This is a genomic window from Ruegeria sp. BG3 (assembly GCF_056538485.1).
In genome coordinates this window covers 173349-187935 of the sequence record NZ_JBQFTE010000010.1, presented here as the reverse complement: position 1 = coordinate 187935, position 14587 = coordinate 173349, and the positions used below count along the sequence as shown (strand labels likewise).

15 protein-coding genes are annotated in these 14587 nt (G+C 59.7%); 9 read left to right on the top strand and 6 right to left on the bottom strand.

Annotated elements, in window-relative coordinates:
- The first annotated feature begins 7 nt into the window (after positions 1–7).
- Positions 8–430 (top strand): tellurite resistance TerB family protein, encoded by a 423-nt coding sequence (locus ACR0AI_RS16780; protein ID WP_170639976.1) that lies wholly within the window; start codon positions 8–10, stop codon positions 428–430.
- Between the two features lie 2 nt (positions 431–432).
- Here the strand turns inward: ACR0AI_RS16780 and dacB are convergent, their stop codons facing one another.
- The 3 genes from dacB to ACR0AI_RS16765 all read right to left on the bottom strand — a co-directional run bounded on the left by dacB (position 433) and on the right by ACR0AI_RS16765 (position 3101).
- Complete coding sequence (gene dacB, locus ACR0AI_RS16775) at positions 433–1911, bottom strand: D-alanyl-D-alanine carboxypeptidase/D-alanyl-D-alanine endopeptidase (protein ID WP_480675688.1); 1479 nt, start codon at positions 1909–1911, stop codon at positions 433–435.
- 66 nt (positions 1912–1977) lie between these two features.
- Positions 1978–2598, bottom strand: coding sequence for a nicotinate-nucleotide adenylyltransferase (locus ACR0AI_RS16770; RefSeq protein ID WP_480675686.1), 621 nt, complete (start codon positions 2596–2598; stop codon positions 1978–1980).
- A gap of 32 nt (positions 2599–2630) precedes the next feature.
- Positions 2631–3101: an MOSC domain-containing protein gene (locus ACR0AI_RS16765; protein ID WP_480675684.1), complete on the bottom strand. Its 471-nt coding sequence runs from the start codon at positions 3099–3101 to the stop codon at positions 2631–2633.
- A 138-nt stretch (positions 3102–3239) separates the two neighbouring features.
- Between ACR0AI_RS16765 and ettA the strand changes: the two genes are divergently transcribed.
- The 4 genes from ettA to ACR0AI_RS16745 all read left to right on the top strand — a co-directional run bounded on the left by ettA (position 3240) and on the right by ACR0AI_RS16745 (position 7024).
- Positions 3240–4907: an energy-dependent translational throttle protein EttA gene (gene ettA / locus ACR0AI_RS16760; RefSeq protein WP_170462733.1), complete on the top strand. Its 1668-nt coding sequence runs from the start codon at positions 3240–3242 to the stop codon at positions 4905–4907.
- Between the two features lie 148 nt (positions 4908–5055).
- Positions 5056–5898 (top strand): glycosyltransferase family 32 protein, encoded by an 843-nt coding sequence (locus ACR0AI_RS16755; protein ID WP_480675682.1) that lies wholly within the window; start codon positions 5056–5058, stop codon positions 5896–5898.
- Positions 5899–6111: 213 nt separating this feature from the next.
- Positions 6112–6318 carry a cold-shock protein gene (locus ACR0AI_RS16750; RefSeq protein WP_170378838.1) on the top strand — a complete coding sequence of 69 codons (207 nt, stop codon included), beginning with the start codon at positions 6112–6114 and terminating at the stop codon, positions 6316–6318.
- A gap of 151 nt (positions 6319–6469) precedes the next feature.
- Positions 6470–7024: a L,D-transpeptidase gene (locus tag ACR0AI_RS16745; RefSeq protein ID WP_480675680.1), complete on the top strand. Its 555-nt coding sequence runs from the start codon at positions 6470–6472 to the stop codon at positions 7022–7024.
- A gap of 6 nt (positions 7025–7030) precedes the next feature.
- Here ACR0AI_RS16745 and ACR0AI_RS16740 read toward each other — a convergent pair whose 3' ends face one another.
- The gene (locus ACR0AI_RS16740) at positions 7031–7696 is read right to left on the bottom strand and encodes an arylesterase (RefSeq protein ID WP_480675678.1); all 666 of its coding nucleotides are present in this window, start codon (positions 7694–7696) and stop codon (positions 7031–7033) included.
- 26 nt (positions 7697–7722) lie between these two features.
- On the opposite strand from ACR0AI_RS16740, the gene ACR0AI_RS16735 reads away from it, so the two are divergent.
- Together ACR0AI_RS16735 and ACR0AI_RS16730 are read left to right on the top strand one after the other, a co-directional pair.
- On the top strand, positions 7723–8418 hold the full coding sequence (locus tag ACR0AI_RS16735) for an ATP-binding cassette domain-containing protein (protein WP_170468773.1): 696 nt from the start codon (positions 7723–7725) through the stop codon (positions 8416–8418).
- Positions 8415–10943 (top strand): ABC transporter permease, encoded by a 2529-nt coding sequence (locus ACR0AI_RS16730; RefSeq protein ID WP_480675676.1) that lies wholly within the window; start codon positions 8415–8417, stop codon positions 10941–10943. The genes ACR0AI_RS16735 and ACR0AI_RS16730 overlap by 4 nt, the downstream gene beginning before the upstream one ends.
- A 4-nt stretch (positions 10944–10947) precedes the next feature.
- Here the strand turns inward: ACR0AI_RS16730 and ACR0AI_RS16725 are convergent, their stop codons facing one another.
- Entirely contained in the window at positions 10948–11394 is a 447-nt protein-coding gene (locus ACR0AI_RS16725; RefSeq protein ID WP_170490778.1) for an RrF2 family transcriptional regulator, read from the bottom strand.
- A gap of 95 nt (positions 11395–11489) precedes the next feature.
- Here ACR0AI_RS16725 and ACR0AI_RS16720 point away from each other — a divergent pair, with 95 nt between their 5' ends.
- Positions 11490–12101 (top strand): gamma-glutamylcyclotransferase family protein, encoded by a 612-nt coding sequence (locus tag ACR0AI_RS16720; protein ID WP_170691421.1) that lies wholly within the window; start codon positions 11490–11492, stop codon positions 12099–12101.
- A 10-nt stretch (positions 12102–12111) separates the two neighbouring features.
- Here ACR0AI_RS16720 and gltX read toward each other — a convergent pair whose 3' ends face one another.
- The gene (gene gltX / locus ACR0AI_RS16715) at positions 12112–13437 is read right to left on the bottom strand and encodes a glutamate--tRNA ligase (protein ID WP_480675673.1); all 1326 of its coding nucleotides are present in this window, start codon (positions 13435–13437) and stop codon (positions 12112–12114) included.
- Between the two features lie 216 nt (positions 13438–13653).
- Between gltX and ACR0AI_RS16710 the strand changes: the two genes are divergently transcribed.
- Positions 13654–14586, top strand: coding sequence for an MBL fold metallo-hydrolase (locus ACR0AI_RS16710; RefSeq protein WP_209252382.1), 933 nt, complete (start codon positions 13654–13656; stop codon positions 14584–14586).
- The last annotated feature ends 1 nt before the right edge of the window (position 14587 follow it).

The window sequence follows — 14587 nt, the reverse complement described above, 5'->3', positions numbered from 1 at the left end:
CGACCCAATGACCGACCAAGTACCACACCCGATGTCTCCGCAAGATTGCCTTGTGGCGATCATGGTCGCGATCTCGGCGTCGGATGAGACGATCCGCACCGCCGAACTGGTCAAGATCGAAGGCGCGGTGAACATGCTGCCTGTTTTTGCGGGCTATGACATCGACCGCACCCGCCGGGTTTCGCAAATCGTGTTCGACCTGTTCGAGCAGGAAGATGGGTTGGATGCTCTCTTCGGCCTGATCCGAGACAACTTGCCCGAGCGCCTGAACGAAACGGCTTATGCGCTGGCCTGTGACGTGGCCGCCGCAGACGGCTCGCTAGCCGAGACCGAGCTGCGTTTGTTGGAAGAAATCCGCTATGAATTGAACATCGACCGCCTGCACGCTGCCGCCATCGAACGCGGTGCCCGCGCGCGCCACGCAGTTTAGGCTCAACTGCCGTAGAGAGACCCCCAGCGTTCAATCAGCGCCCGCTGAAGCTTGCGCGACCGGCGGTTCCAACTGCGGGCACCTTCTGGTCGCTCGCGTTGCTCGCGCGGGATCGTGGCGCGGTGGTCCACATCTGCCGTAAAGATCGCAAAGGCCAGTTCGGACCCGTCGGCCGTGGTTAGAAAGCCGCCAAGACCCGAGACGAAGTTCAGCGTTCCGGTTTTTGCATTCACCTTGATGGGGTGATCCTTGACCGCCCGACCCTGACTATCGGTCAGCGTGAAAGGTTTGAGCAGGGGCCGCAGCGCCCCGGTTTTGCGCGCCGCGACAAGCGCTTTCACCAGATCACCCGGAGGCATGCGAGACATATCACCGAGGCCCGAATGGTCCACCATGGCGATTTGGCTGGCCCCATAGGTCTCATCCGCCCAGCGGTTCATCTCAGCCGCCGAGTCTGCCAGATCACGCGGCCTGACCCCGCGTGCTTTAGTAGCCGCCATACCTACCATTTCTGCCGTCAGATTGGTCGAGTATTTCAGCATCCCGCGCAGGATGCTCTCTAACCGGTCACTCTGATGCACAACCAACGCAGTGCCTTTTAGAGTTTCCTGAGTGACTTGCACCCGACCCAGAACAACCCCGTTTGAGCGGGCAAGCGTGCGGAACACATCGCCCGCATAAAGCGCAGGTTTTCGAACGGGTAACCAACGTGCGCCGCCTTTGCCCAGCGCGCCTTTGGCCACGGTCCAGCGGTCCTGACGCGCGCTGGGTTGGTAGGTGTAGATCGGCAGGCTGCGCGGTTCGACCCGCATAACAGCCATATCGACATCCGGACGGTACTTGGCGCTGCGCGCATCCATCGTGACGTTGTAATTCGTCCCGGCCCGCTTCCATTCGAAATGAACGCGGTTGAAGTTCAAAGAAATTCCACTGATCGCCGGGCTATAGCCCAGATGATCTGGCTGCCCTGGGTCGATGCTGAACACGTAGGGCAAGGCTCCGTCATAAACTTTGAACGCCCCGCGAACTTCGGTCACCCCAGACTCGCGCAGATTGGCTGCCATGCTTGCCAATGCATCAGTGTCCAATAAAGGGTCGCCGCCACCGACAAGGATCAAGTCGCCTTTAAGAATGCCATTCTCAATTGGCCCATCCGCCAGAAGCTTGGTCTCAAAGCGATGATCTGGACCCAGTACGTCCAACGCATAGAGCGCGGTCAGCGCCTTGCCCACACTCGCCGGGGGCAACCCGGCCTCACCCCCCAGCGCCTCAAGCTGAGTGCCTGTCTCAACATCTGCCACAGCAAAGATCACATCGCCCCGCAGCCCGGCTGCGCGCACGAACCGCTCGGCCCCGGTCAGCTGAGGTCCACGGGCCTGAGGCCGCAAGGATACCAAAGGCGCCTGCGCCATGGCAGCCGCAGGGATCGCAGATGCGCTCAACCCTGCCAGAAACAATCGGCGTGAAATACGATCAACCATGGGTCAATTAAAATCCCAGAGATGAAATTTGGACAACCATTGCATGAGAATATGCAGGCAATGTGGCTATTCGGGCAACACTCCGTTTGCCCAGATGCCGCGATTGCGAAGATCAGTTGAACTGAGATTGACCATCGGCACGTTCACGAAACACCATGCCGGAGCATGCGCGCGCCCCAATAAATGCCGAGCCTGCCCGTCAATTCTGTAGGGTGCGTAGACCCGCGCCGCTGGCGACATCCGCGCGGAAATTCGATCCCCCGGTCGCGCCACAACACCCACGGGGACGTTGTCCATGATCAGCCGCCAGTCCTTCCATTGGTGAAACTGCGCCAGATTGTCAGCCCCCATGATCCAGACGAACCGAACTGGAGGATAAAGCCGCCGGAGGGCCACCAGAGTATCCGCCGTCGCCCGCGTACCCGTCAGCGCTTCGATATCCGTAACGTCCACCCGAGGGTGCTGCATCACCGCCCGCGCGGCCTCTAACCGACGCGGCAAAGGCGCAGGCCCTTGCTGTTTCAGAGGGTTACCCGGAGAAACCAGCCACCACACACGATCCAAACCGAACGCCTTCATCGCCTCAAGCGTGACATGCACATGACCTTGATGCGGAGGATCAAAGGACCCTCCGAACAGCCCAATGACCTGTCCGGGTCGAGCATATGGTATCTGGCTGCGCAACATCCCTTGCTGATGTTCAGAACTGAAGCAGCTTGTCAATCAATCGGTTGCACCGTATCGCCCACCCGAACGCGTCCAGGGCGCACCACTTCGGCACACCACCCGCCATGCCCACGCACGGCGGAATAGCCGCCTTTTCCCAGCGCTTGCTCCATCCGACTGCAGGGCGCACAGATCACGGTAAAGCGCAAAATCGCCTCACCCACCTGCACTTCGCGCCCTTTGAGCGCCGCGAGGTTAATTCCCGAAACCACCAAATTGCGCCGCAATATCTCTGGCGCAATCGGCCCTTGTCCAAGATACGAGCCAATCGCCGCCAAATGTTCCTGCTGGATCAAGGTCACCGCCCTTTTGCCCGCTCGACTGCGATCTCCGTCCAAACCATCGGCGGAAATCATAGCGTCGCCCAAGGTGACGATCTCCGCCCGTCGGGCTGGACGCAAACCAATCCTATCGACCCGACCGGGCTTAGCCCACCCAGCAATCAATTCCGCAAATTCTGACATCTCACGCGCCTCTCAAACCGAACCCACTCTAGCCCGCCCAAGGTCTAAGCAAAAATCACGAAACCACCAGCTTGCCCCGCCCGCTCCGCTTGGATATCAAGCGTTTCAACCCAATTTCCCCGACCCAGAGGACGCGACATGGCCGCCTATCAATATGTCTACCACATGCAGGGTGTCTCAAAGACCTATCCCGGTGGCAAGAAGTGCTTTGAAAACATCCACCTGAGCTTTCTGCCCGGCGTGAAAATCGGTGTCGTCGGCGTCAATGGCGCGGGTAAATCGACACTTATGAAGATCATGGCGGGCCTCGATACCGACTTCACTGGTGAGGCATGGGCCGCAGAAGGTGCAAAGGTCGGCTATCTGCCGCAGGAACCGCAGTTGGATGAATCGCTGACCGTCCGCGAAAACGTCATGCTGGGCGTGGCCGCGAAAAAGGCCAAGGTCGACCGGTTCAACGAAATCGCCATGGAGATCGCTGAGAACTACTCGGACGAGCTGATGGAGGAAATGACCACCCTGCAGGACGCGATCGACGCCGAAAACCTGTGGGACCTCGACAGCCAGATCGACGTCTCGATGGAGGCGCTGCGCTGCCCGCCGGACGATGCCAACATCGCCAACCTCTCGGGGGGTGAGAAACGCCGCGTGGCGCTGTGCAAACTGCTGCTGGAAGCGCCCGACATGCTGCTGCTGGACGAACCGACCAACCATCTGGACGCCGAGACCATCGCCTGGCTGCAACAGCACCTGATCGACTACAAGGGCACCATCCTGATCGTCACCCACGACCGTTACTTCCTGGATGACATCACTGGCTGGATTCTCGAACTCGACCGCGGCCGTGGCATCCCTTACGAAGGCAACTACTCCGCATGGCTGGAACAAAAAGCCAAACGGCTGGAGCAGGAAGCCCGCGAAGACAAGTCCAAGCAGAAGACCCTTCAGCGCGAGTTGGAGTGGATGCGTCAGGGCCAGAAGGCTCGTCAGGCTAAATCCAAGGCCCGGATCAACGCCTATAACGAGCTGGCCGAACAGTCCGAACGCGAAAAGCTGACCCGCGCCCAGATCGTCATCCCCAACGGCCAGCGCCTCGGCGGCAAGGTGATCGAGGTCGAGGGCCTGTCGAAACACATGGGCGACAAGCAATTGATCGAGGGACTGGATTTCGCCCTGCCCCCCGGCGGCATCGTCGGCGTTATCGGTCCTAACGGTGCTGGTAAGTCGACGCTCTTCAAGATGCTCACTGGGCAAGAACAACCCGACAGCGGCACCATCACGCTGGGCGACACAGTCGAGCTGTCCTATGTCGACCAGTCCCGCGACGACCTTGCTGACAACGACACCGTGTGGGAGGCAATCACCGGCGGCGCCGAGATCATCCAACTGGGCGACGCGCAGGTCAATTCCCGCGCCTATTGCTCGTCGTTTAATTTCAAGGGCGGCGACCAGCAGAAAAAGGTCTCCTTGCTGTCAGGCGGTGAGCGCAACCGCGTCCACATGGCCCGCCTGCTAAAAGAGGGCGGCAATGTCCTCCTGCTCGACGAACCGACCAACGACCTCGACGTCGAAACCCTGCGCGCGCTGGAAGACGCTCTGGTCGATTTCGCCGGTTGCGCTGTGGTCATTTCGCACGACCGCTTTTTCCTTGACCGGATTTGTACGCATATTCTGGCGTTTGAGGGCGACGCGCATGTTGAGTGGTTCGAGGGCAACTTCGAGGATTACGAAGAGGACAAAAAGCGCCGTCTGGGACCGGATGCGCTGGAGCCCAAGCGGTTGAAGCATAAGAAGTTTGCGCGGTAGCACCAAAAAGCGATGCCGGAGCTCTGTGTTCCGGCATCACCGCCACAAGATCCGGCCATCCTTAGCAGAAAAATCTTGATACTGGTTTTGCAGAGTACTAGCACCAGACAGTGGTTTTCTATCAGTAAGTGCGCGGAAACAGATCAAAATGCAGCAAAACGGTTTTGGCACATTTTGGTCCGGCCCGAATTTGGGCGAAGTCGAACATGCCTGCCTGTCGTCCTTTCCCCGCGCCGGTCAAACGCTCTATCTTTTTTCGTACGACACAACGTCTTTACAAGTACCAGACGGCATTGTCCTGCGTGATGCGTCTGACATCCTCCCCCTGACACCAGAACTCAGCGAGGTTCTCGGGCAGTATCCTGCGCGTTTTTCGGATTTCTTCCGGCTGAAAATGATGCAGCAAATGGGGCTGATTTGGGTCGATTGCGACGTCTATTTTCTAAAGCCGGTGACATGCAACGGCAGCCTCCTGACCGTTGGTCGCGAATATCGCGGAGGGGCGCGGCACATCTGGAACGGAGTGATGTATCTTGATCCGGAATCCGACCTTTTTGCCGACTATCTGGGAATGTTCACCTGCAACCAAATAGAGTTCCGAGACTCATGGAATGCAAAAATAGCGCATAAAGGCCGCGACGAGTCTGCAGTGGCCGTATTTGATCGCGTCAAAGACGTTCATTTCTTTTCCAACGATCTTCCCCGGAGCTTCTTCGGCCCTATCCTGTTGTCATTGCTTGCTCTGGACCACCCCGAGGTGACACTCACGCCCCCTCCGGTGCACTATCCTTACGGTGCCCCAAAGATTCGAAAAAACACATTCAAGCCGCAGATCTATCCATTGGAAAAACCGCGGGACAGTGAAACGCTGCATTTTTACGGATCAATGGCCCGCAAGGTCAGCGAAGGCTACAGGTCGGCCCAAAACGACGGCAGAATAAATCTTCCGCCCGGAAGTCTGCTGGCACAGGCTTTTGCGGGCACATTGTAGGCAGGCGCTTTTGCCAGCCAGAAAATCTTTGGCTTGCAACCACGGAGCAAATTCCCCCCCTTGCCACACCGCCACCCCAATGCCATATCCAAAGAGCTAACGTTTTTCTATTTCGACCCACTGTCTCCTTCTACGGCGCTCAGTCATTCGATCCAGACCGACGACGCCAGGCTGCCGCATCCACGTGGGCAGCACTAAACAGGAGACACGGATATGCCTGCAGGCACCGTAAAATGGTTCAACACCACCAAAGGCTACGGCTTCATCGCACCCGAAGATGGCGGCAAAGACATCTTCGTTCACATCTCGGCTGTCGAGCGTTCGGGCCTGACCGGTCTGGCCGACAACCAGAAAGTCACCTACGAGCTGCGCTCGGGTCGTGACGGTCGCGAAAGCGCGGACAATATCGAGCTGGCATAAGCCACTCAGACGGGCGGGGGTAAACCTCGCCCTTTTTTGTGGCCGTAAGGCCTCAGATCACGATTTCGTAATATCTGCCCCATAATTGACCAATTAAGATATCATTCTGGAATTCGAGTGATGATTTTTCAGGTCAATTCAAGAGGCGCACATGTTTACACGTCGTGTTTTTCTGGCCGGAACGGCCCTGAGCCTTCTCCCCGGTATCGCCGTCGCCAAGAAGGCTACCGAGTACGATCCCACACCGCAATTTGTCCGGATCAAAAAGCAGTTTCAGCCGGGGCAGCTGCTGGTCGTGCCGCGATCATTCTACCTGTATTACGTGACCGAACCGCGCAAGGCGGTCCGCTATGGTTGTGGGGTCGGTAAAGCCGGGTTGGAGTTTACCGGCACTGCGACCATCGACGTGAAGAAGGAATGGCCCACCTGGCGGCCCACGCAAGAAATGATTGAGCGTGACCCGGTGGCCTATGCCCGTTTCAAGGATAACGACTATGTTCAGCCCGGCGGGGGCGACAATCCGTTGGGCGCGCGGGCGCTCTATCTGTTCCAGAACGGCGTCGACACCTATTTCCGCATCCACGGCACAACGCAGCCGCAGACGATTGGACGGGCCGCGTCGAACGGATGTATCCGTATGATGAACGAACATGTGGTGGATCTCTACAACCGTGTGCCAATCGGAACGGTCGTCACAGTGGTCTAACGACCCCTAGCCCTCATCACCCGACATCTTGACCAGTTCCAGCACGGATGGGCCAAGCGCCTCAACAATCCGCGCGACGCCTTGGGCATTCGGGTGAATCCTATCAGGCTGCATGTATTGGCTGACTGCGTTCGGATCACCACTCGAGGCGAGACCGTCAAAGAAACTCTCGGCGTAGAGGACATCAAACTGTTCAGCCAAATCCGGGTAGATCGTGTCGAACGCCTGTTTGTAGTCCGGACCATAGTTGCCGGGGGCCTGCATGCCGATCAGCAAAACGTCGACATCGCTTGTTTCAGCCGCGCTCAGGATTGTGGTCAAGTTGGCGCGCGACAGATCGGGGTCGAGGCCCCGCAGCAAGTCGTTGCCACCCAGCGCAACGATCATCGCGTCCACATCCGGCGTCAAAGTCCACTCGACCCGCGCCGCGCCGCCCGCCGTTGTGTCCCCCGAGACACCTGCGTTGATCAAACGAACCTCGGCCCCGTTCGCCTGCAGCCAGCGTTCCAGCTGTGGGACAAACCCATCCTGTTCGACCAGCCCATAGCCTTGGGTTAGCGAATCCCCCAATGCGGCAATCACCACGGGCTCGGCTGTTGCAGTATAGCCCCAACTGACAAACAGCCCTGAAACCAGAACCTTGCGCAGAGCTACAAACGCTCCATATCCCAATTGACTGCCCTCCGATGGAAAGACCAATGACTTCAGCTGTTCTTACGCTCCAAAATGCCTCTTTGTCTCTAGATGGCAATGCCGGGCGGGTCGATATCCTGCATGAAATCTCTCTGTCCGTGACGAAGGGTGAGAGTCTGGGGCTGATCGGGCCATCCGGGTCGGGCAAATCTTCGCTGCTGATGCTGATGGGCGGGTTGGAGCAAGCGACCGGCGGTCGCGTCTCGGCTTTGGGTCAGGACCTGACGACAATGGATGAAGATACGCTGGCCCGCTTTCGGCGCGACACGATGGGTATCGTGTTCCAGAACTTCCATCTGATCCCCACTATGACAGCACTGGAAAACGTCGCCACCCCGTTGGAGCTGGCCGGCCACAAGGACGCATTCACCCGCGCAGAGGCAGAACTCGACACCGTCGGCCTGTCCCATCGACGCGACCACTATCCGGCGCAATTGTCCGGAGGTGAGCAGCAGCGTGTTGCCCTGGCCCGCGCCTCGGCCCCGCGCCCTCAGATCCTTCTGGCGGATGAGCCTACGGGCAATCTGGATGAAACCAACGGTGCGGCAATCGTCGATCTGCTGTTCGGTCTGCGTGACAAGCACGGCGCGACCTTGGTGTTGGTTACGCACAGCCCTTCTCTGGCGGCGCGCTGCGACCGCGTTGTGCGCCTGCGCGATGGCCGCATCTCGGATGAGACCAAGCAAGAGGCCGCAGAATGAGCCTGCGACTGGCCGGACGGCTGGCACGTCGTGAACTGCGCGGAGGCCTGCGCGGCTTTCGTATCTTACTCGCCTGTCTCGCCCTTGGGGTTGCGGCCATTGCTGCGGTCGGCTCGGTCCGCTCGGCCATCCAGACAGGGTTGACGCAGGAAGGGGCTGCCTTGCTGGGCGGGGACGCGCAGCTTGAGTTCACCTATCGCTTTGCCAGCGACGAAGAACGGCGCTGGATGGACGAGACCGCGCAACAAGTGTCCGAGGTTGTCGATTTTCGGTCGATGGCTGTCGCCGCGCAAGACACCGGAACCGAGCGGGCCCTGACACAAGTCAAAGCGGTGGATGGCACTTACCCTTTGGTTGGGGCCGTTACTCTGGTCCCGGACATACCTCTGGACAACGCTTTTGCAGGCGCAGACGGCCTGCCTGGTGCCGTCATGGCCCCCGCTTTGATCGACCGGATGGGGCTGGCGGTCGGAGACCGTTTTGCCTTGGGCACGCAGGAGTTTGTTCTGATGGCGGCCCTGCGTCATGAGCCGGACGGTGCGGCGGACGGATTCGCCCTTGGGCCAAGAACACTGGTCCTAACCGAGGACTTACAGGCCTCCGGCCTATTGGCCCCTGGCACGCTGTTTTCGACCAAATACCGCCTCGATCTGCCCAGAGGTACTGATCTTGCAGACCTCTCCCAGCAGGCCAAGGAGGCATTCGACGGCACCGGCATGCGCTGGACCGACGCCCGCAACGGGGCACCGGGCATCACGGAATTCGTCAACCGCCTCAGCGCGTTTCTGGTTCTGGTCGGCCTTTCGGGGCTGGCAGTCGGAGGCATAGGCGTATCCGCAGCCGTCCGCGCGTACCTGTCGCAGAAGACCGAAACCATCGCCACCTTGCGCACCTTGGGGGCCAACCGCGCGACGATCTTCCAGACCTATATGATCCAGATCGGGCTCTTGTCGGGCATCGGAATAGCCATCGGCGTAACATTGGGCGGGGTCTTACCGCTGGCCTTGGCTCCAATGATCCAAAGCCTGCTGCCGATCCCGGCGGTGTTCGCCGTCTACCCGCAAGCGTTGGCCGAGGCTGCGATCTACGGCATACTGACCGCTTTCCTGTTTACCCTGTGGCCACTGGCCCGAACTGAGGAAGTGCGCGCCGCCACTCTGTTCCGTGATGCGCTGACCACGGCCCGCACCCTCCCCCGACCCATCTATGTCATGGCCACCGGTTTCGGGCTGGTTCTGCTGATTGCAATCGCCGCGTGGTTCAGCGGCTCGGCCAGACTGACGCTTTGGACCAGCGCTGGCTTGGTCGGCGCGCTCATCCTGCTGTCCCTATCGGCCATCGCCATCGGCCGCATCGCCCGCGCGGGCAAACCCGCAGCACGTGGCCGCCCTGCCCTGCGATGGGCGCTCTCGGCTATTTCCGACCCACGTGAGGGCGCGGCATCGGTGGTCCTGTCCCTCGGTCTCGGCCTGTCTGTTCTGGCCGCCGTTGGGCAGATCGATGGGACCTTGCGCAACGCGATCTCGGGCAACCTGCCGGATGTTGCGCCGTCCTATTTCTTTGTCGACATCCAAAAGGACCAGATGCCAGGGTTCACCGAGCGTCTTGAGACCGACCCATCCGTCAGTCGCATCGAAAGCGCACCGATGCTGCGCGGCATCGTCACCCAGATCAACGGACGCCCCGCGCGCGACGTTGCCGGGGACCATTGGGTTCTGGAAGGCGACCGAGGTATCACATACTCGACCCGCCCGCCCGAAAACGCCCGCGTCACAGCAGGCGATTGGTGGGCCGAAGACTATTCCGGAGAACCGCAGGTCAGCTTCGCCGCGGAAGAGGCCGCAGAGATGGGGCTGGCCCTTGGGGATGAACTGACGGTTAACATCTTGGGCCGAGATATCACGGCCCGCCTGACCTCATTGCGCGAGGTTGACTTTTCGACGGCAGGCATGGGCTTCATAATGTCGATGAACCCCTCGGCGCTGGCCGGTGCACCACACAGTTTCATCGCCACCGTTTATGCCGAGGAACAGGCCGAAACCGCGATCCTGCGCGATCTGGCCAACCAGTACCCCAATATCACCGCGATCCGGGTGCGGGACGCGATTGACCGGGTGTCGGGCCTGCTGGCCGGGTTGGCGGCGGCAACCTCCTACGGGGCAGGTGTCTCGCTTTTGACCGGGTTTCTGGTCCTGATCGGCGCAGCCGCCGCCGGAGAGCCTGCGCGACGCTACGAAGCTGCGGTGCTGAAAACACTCGGGGCGAACCGGCAGCGCATCCTGGGAAGCTTTGCTCTGCGTGCTGTCTTGCTGGGAGCAGCCGCTGGGGGAGTCGCCCTTCTGGTCGGAATTCTGGGGGGCTGGGCCGTCGCCACCTATATTTTCGACACCGGCTATACGGTTATCTGGCCTTCAGCCGTTGGCATCGTATTGGCCGGAATGGTCGTGACACTGGGTGCAGGGCTTGCATTCGCTCTACGTCCGCTATCGGTAAGACCAGCCCGCATCCTGCGCGCCAGCGATTGACCCTTTAGCGCACGCAGGCGACGGGTTGCAGGATTTTCAATAAAGGATCGTTGTCACAAACCAACGCGTCCAATGTGATTTCGTCAAGTGAGGCGTAAAATACCTCAGCCGCGTCCTTCAGCGCCAGCTTCAATCGACACGCATCGGTCAGAGGGCAGGTGTTGTCGGCATCCGCAAAACACTCGGCAATCGGCAATGCGCCTTCGACATCCCGGAACACCGCCCCCACTCGGATCTCATCGGCCGAGCGCGCCAGCGACATGCCCCCATTGCGACCCCGTTGGGTGCTGAGATAGTTCAACTGGCTCAACTGGTTGATCACCTGAGCCAGATGGTTTTCGGAGATGTTGCAAACCTCGGCAATCTCGGCCTTGGTCACCAACCTTTCGGGATGCGCCGCGCAATACATCAACAGGCGCACGGCGATATTCGTCCGTTTGGTAATCCGCATAAGGGCCTCCCTAAATCAATGATGTGATCTTATTGCATGTCCGGCAAAAAAGCGGTTTGACATACATCAATCAACCCAAAGGACATCCCGCGCTAATGGCAGATCCCTATTTCTTTGGCTATGGCAGCCTCGTGAACCTGGCCACACATGACTTTCCCGATCCCCGGCCTGCAAAGCTCAAAGGTTGGCGGCGGGCATGGAAGCACACCGACTTGCGGTCGGTCGCGTTCCTGACGGCGGTCCCTGATCCGGATTCCGAGATCGAAGGTATGATCGCCCATGTGCCCAAAAACGATTGGGCCGCGCTGGATGAGCGTGAGTGGGCTTATGACCGAATTCCCGCCACGCAGTCGGTCGCGCACCCTCTTAAGCAGGATGTGGAAATCGCTGTTTATGCGGTGCCGAAGGACCGGCACAATGCGCCGACAGATCATCATCCGCTGCTGCTGAGCTACATAGACGTCGTCGTGCAAGGGTATCTGCGTATTTTTGGACCGGACGGGGCCGATCGGTTCTTCGCAACAACGGATGGCTGGGACGCGCCCGTCTTGAATGACAGGGCCGAGCCAAGATACCCGCGCCACCAACAGCTCAAACCTGACGAGACAGATTTTGTTGACGATCGCTTGCGCCGGGCGTCGGTGCGGGTCATTCAACCGCACCAACAAAAAGAGGCAGACGAACTGCCTGCCTCTTTCAAGTTCTAAGGTCTGACAATCAGCCTCGCGCGCGGATCACTTGCAACAGTGGCAAGAGTGCCGCCATCTCAGGCCCGCGCTCCATCCCTGTCAACGCCTTGCGCAGCGGCATGAACAGGCCCTTGCCCTTACGGCCCGTGGCCTCTTTGACGGCCTTGGTCCAAGTGCCCCACGTGTCGCCATCAAACGGACCTTCCGGCAATAGCGCAATTGCCTCAACGATGAAGTCACGATCCTCATCTGCGATCAGAGGCTCGGCCCCGTCCCGGCAAAGCTCCCACCAACCCTTTAGATCGGCCAGAGTGGTGATGTTCTCGCGCGCCATGGCCCAAAACGGCTCGGCCAGGTCAGCAGGAACGCCCGCCTCGGCAACGGCGTCTGCAACATCGGCCAGCGGAAGCGATTGCAGGTGCTTCGCCGTCAGCGGGAACAGGTCCTGCACATCGAACTTGGTCGGAGCCGCGCCAAAGCGGTTGATATCGAACCCATCGATCAGCTCGGCCATCTCGGACCGCAGCTCAACCGGGTCAGACGAGCCCAGACGCGCCATCAAGCTCAGCAGAGCCATCGGCTGCACGCCTTGCTCCCGCAGATCACGCAGGGCCAGCGTGCCCAGACGTTTCGACAGCGCCTCACCCTGCGGACCGGTCAGCAGCGAATGGTGCGCAAAACGGGGGCAGTTGCCGCCCAGCGCCTCGATGATCTGAATCTGCGTTGCTGTGTTGGTGACGTGGTCCGAGCCGCGTACCACATCGGTCACGCCCATCTCGGTATCGTCCACGACAGACGCAATCGTATAGAGCACCTGACCGTCACCCCGGATCAGCACCGGATCGGAAACCGAGGCCGCATCGATCGAGATGTCGCCCAGAATGCCGTCATTCCACTCGATGCGCTCGTGATCCAGCTTGAACCGCCAGACGCCATTGCCACGCTCGGCGCGCAGCGCGTCTTTCTCGGCATCGCTCAGGTTCAGCGCAGCACGGTCATAGACCGGCGGCTTGCCCATGTTCAGCTGCTTCTTGCGCTTGAGGTCCAGCTCGGTCGGCGTCTCAAACGCTTCGTAAAACCGGCCCATCTCGCGCAGCTTGTCAGCGGCTTCGGCGTAGCGGTCCAGACGCTCGGACTGACGCTCAACCCGATCCCAGTGCAGACCCAGCCACTCAAGATCCTGTTTGATCGCGTCGACATATTCCTCTTTCGAGCGCTCAGGATCGGTATCGTCGATGCGCAGGATGAAGGTGCCGCCTGCTTTGCGGGCGATCAGGTAGTTCATCAGGGCGGTGCGCAGGTTGCCCACATGGATGTAACCGGTGGGCGACGGGGCGAAACGGGTGGTTGTCATGGGTGTCTCCTGTTGGCGCGGCTCTTGTCACAAAGGCGCGTTTTTGTCCAGCAGGCGTTTCGGACTACCCAAGCGCCTCAGGCACCCCGGATCGCAAGATGAACAAATATTAACACGCAATGTTCATCCACGCAGACTAAGTACCGGTGTATAAAGTGGCACGCGACCCGAAGCGAACTACCTTTTTCGCTGGCGTTCTGACAGGGAGACTAAGAAATGGCCATCAATTTAACACGCAGAGCGGCCCTGGGCGCCGCAGCAGCCCTTCCATTTGCATCCGCAGCGACCCCTCTTTTGGCGGCCGGAGCCGAGACAAAGGCGAACTCGACTATCGCAAGATCATTCCAGCTGGGCGACTTCACGGTCACGACCCTGCTTGATGGCAGCCTGCCGCGCGACGGCGCGCAGGAAATCTTTGGTGGCGGCGCCTCGGATGAGGAATTCGCCAAAGTTTCAGCCGAAAACTTCATCTCGCCTGACGTGGCACAGTTCTTTTTCACGCCGACTCTGGTGAACACAGGCTCGGAGCTGATCTTGTTCGACACCGGACTTGGTCAGGGCGGCATTCAGGCCGCTTTGGCAGATGCAGGTGTCACGCCTGATCAGATTAACGTGGTCGTGCTGACCCATATGCACCCGGACCATATCGGCGGCATGACCACCAATGACGCGCCGACATTCCCCAATGCCCGCTATGTCACTGCGGCACCCGAATATGATTTCTGGTCCGCTCAGGAAGCCGGGAACCGGGTCGGCGATCTGGTTGCTGCCAAGGTCACCCCCCTGGCCGAGAAGATGAGTTTTATCGAGGATGGCGGAGACGTGGCCTCGGGCGTGACCGCGATGGCGACCTTTGGGCATACCCCCGGTCACATGGTCTATCACCTGGAAAGCAACGGCCAGCGTCTTATTCTGACAGCGGATCTTGCCAATCACTATGTCTGGTCCTTTGCGCACCCCGAATGGGAAGTTCGGTTCGACATGGACAAAGCTGCGGCAACGGACTCACGCCGCAAGATTTTGGGCCTGCTGGCCGCCGACAAGGTGCCGATGATCGGCTATCACATGCCCTTCCCCGGCGCTGGCTATGTCGAGACCCGAGGCGACGGCTTCCGCTTTGTGCCCGTCAGCTATCAAATGATGGGTTAAG

Coding starts and splice junctions, on each gene's coding strand:
- ACR0AI_RS16780 (WP_170639976.1), top strand. CDS start 8: ATGACCGACCAAGTACCACACCCGATGTCTCCGCAAGATTGCCTTGTG.
- dacB (WP_480675688.1), bottom strand. CDS start 1,911: ATGGTTGATCGTATTTCACGCCGATTGTTTCTGGCAGGGTTGAGCGCA.
- ACR0AI_RS16770 (WP_480675686.1), bottom strand. CDS start 2,598: ATGTTGCGCAGCCAGATACCATATGCTCGACCCGGACAGGTCATTGGG.
- ACR0AI_RS16765 (WP_480675684.1), bottom strand. CDS start 3,101: ATGTCAGAATTTGCGGAATTGATTGCTGGGTGGGCTAAGCCCGGTCGG.
- ettA (WP_170462733.1), top strand. CDS start 3,240: ATGGCCGCCTATCAATATGTCTACCACATGCAGGGTGTCTCAAAGACC.
- ACR0AI_RS16755 (WP_480675682.1), top strand. CDS start 5,056: ATGCAGCAAAACGGTTTTGGCACATTTTGGTCCGGCCCGAATTTGGGC.
- ACR0AI_RS16750 (WP_170378838.1), top strand. CDS start 6,112: ATGCCTGCAGGCACCGTAAAATGGTTCAACACCACCAAAGGCTACGGC.
- ACR0AI_RS16745 (WP_480675680.1), top strand. CDS start 6,470: ATGTTTACACGTCGTGTTTTTCTGGCCGGAACGGCCCTGAGCCTTCTC.
- ACR0AI_RS16735 (WP_170468773.1), top strand. CDS start 7,723: ATGACTTCAGCTGTTCTTACGCTCCAAAATGCCTCTTTGTCTCTAGAT.
- ACR0AI_RS16730 (WP_480675676.1), top strand. CDS start 8,415: ATGAGCCTGCGACTGGCCGGACGGCTGGCACGTCGTGAACTGCGCGGA.
- ACR0AI_RS16725 (WP_170490778.1), bottom strand. CDS start 11,394: ATGCGGATTACCAAACGGACGAATATCGCCGTGCGCCTGTTGATGTAT.
- ACR0AI_RS16720 (WP_170691421.1), top strand. CDS start 11,490: ATGGCAGATCCCTATTTCTTTGGCTATGGCAGCCTCGTGAACCTGGCC.
- gltX (WP_480675673.1), bottom strand. CDS start 13,437: ATGACAACCACCCGTTTCGCCCCGTCGCCCACCGGTTACATCCATGTG.
- ACR0AI_RS16710 (WP_209252382.1), top strand. CDS start 13,654: ATGGCCATCAATTTAACACGCAGAGCGGCCCTGGGCGCCGCAGCAGCC.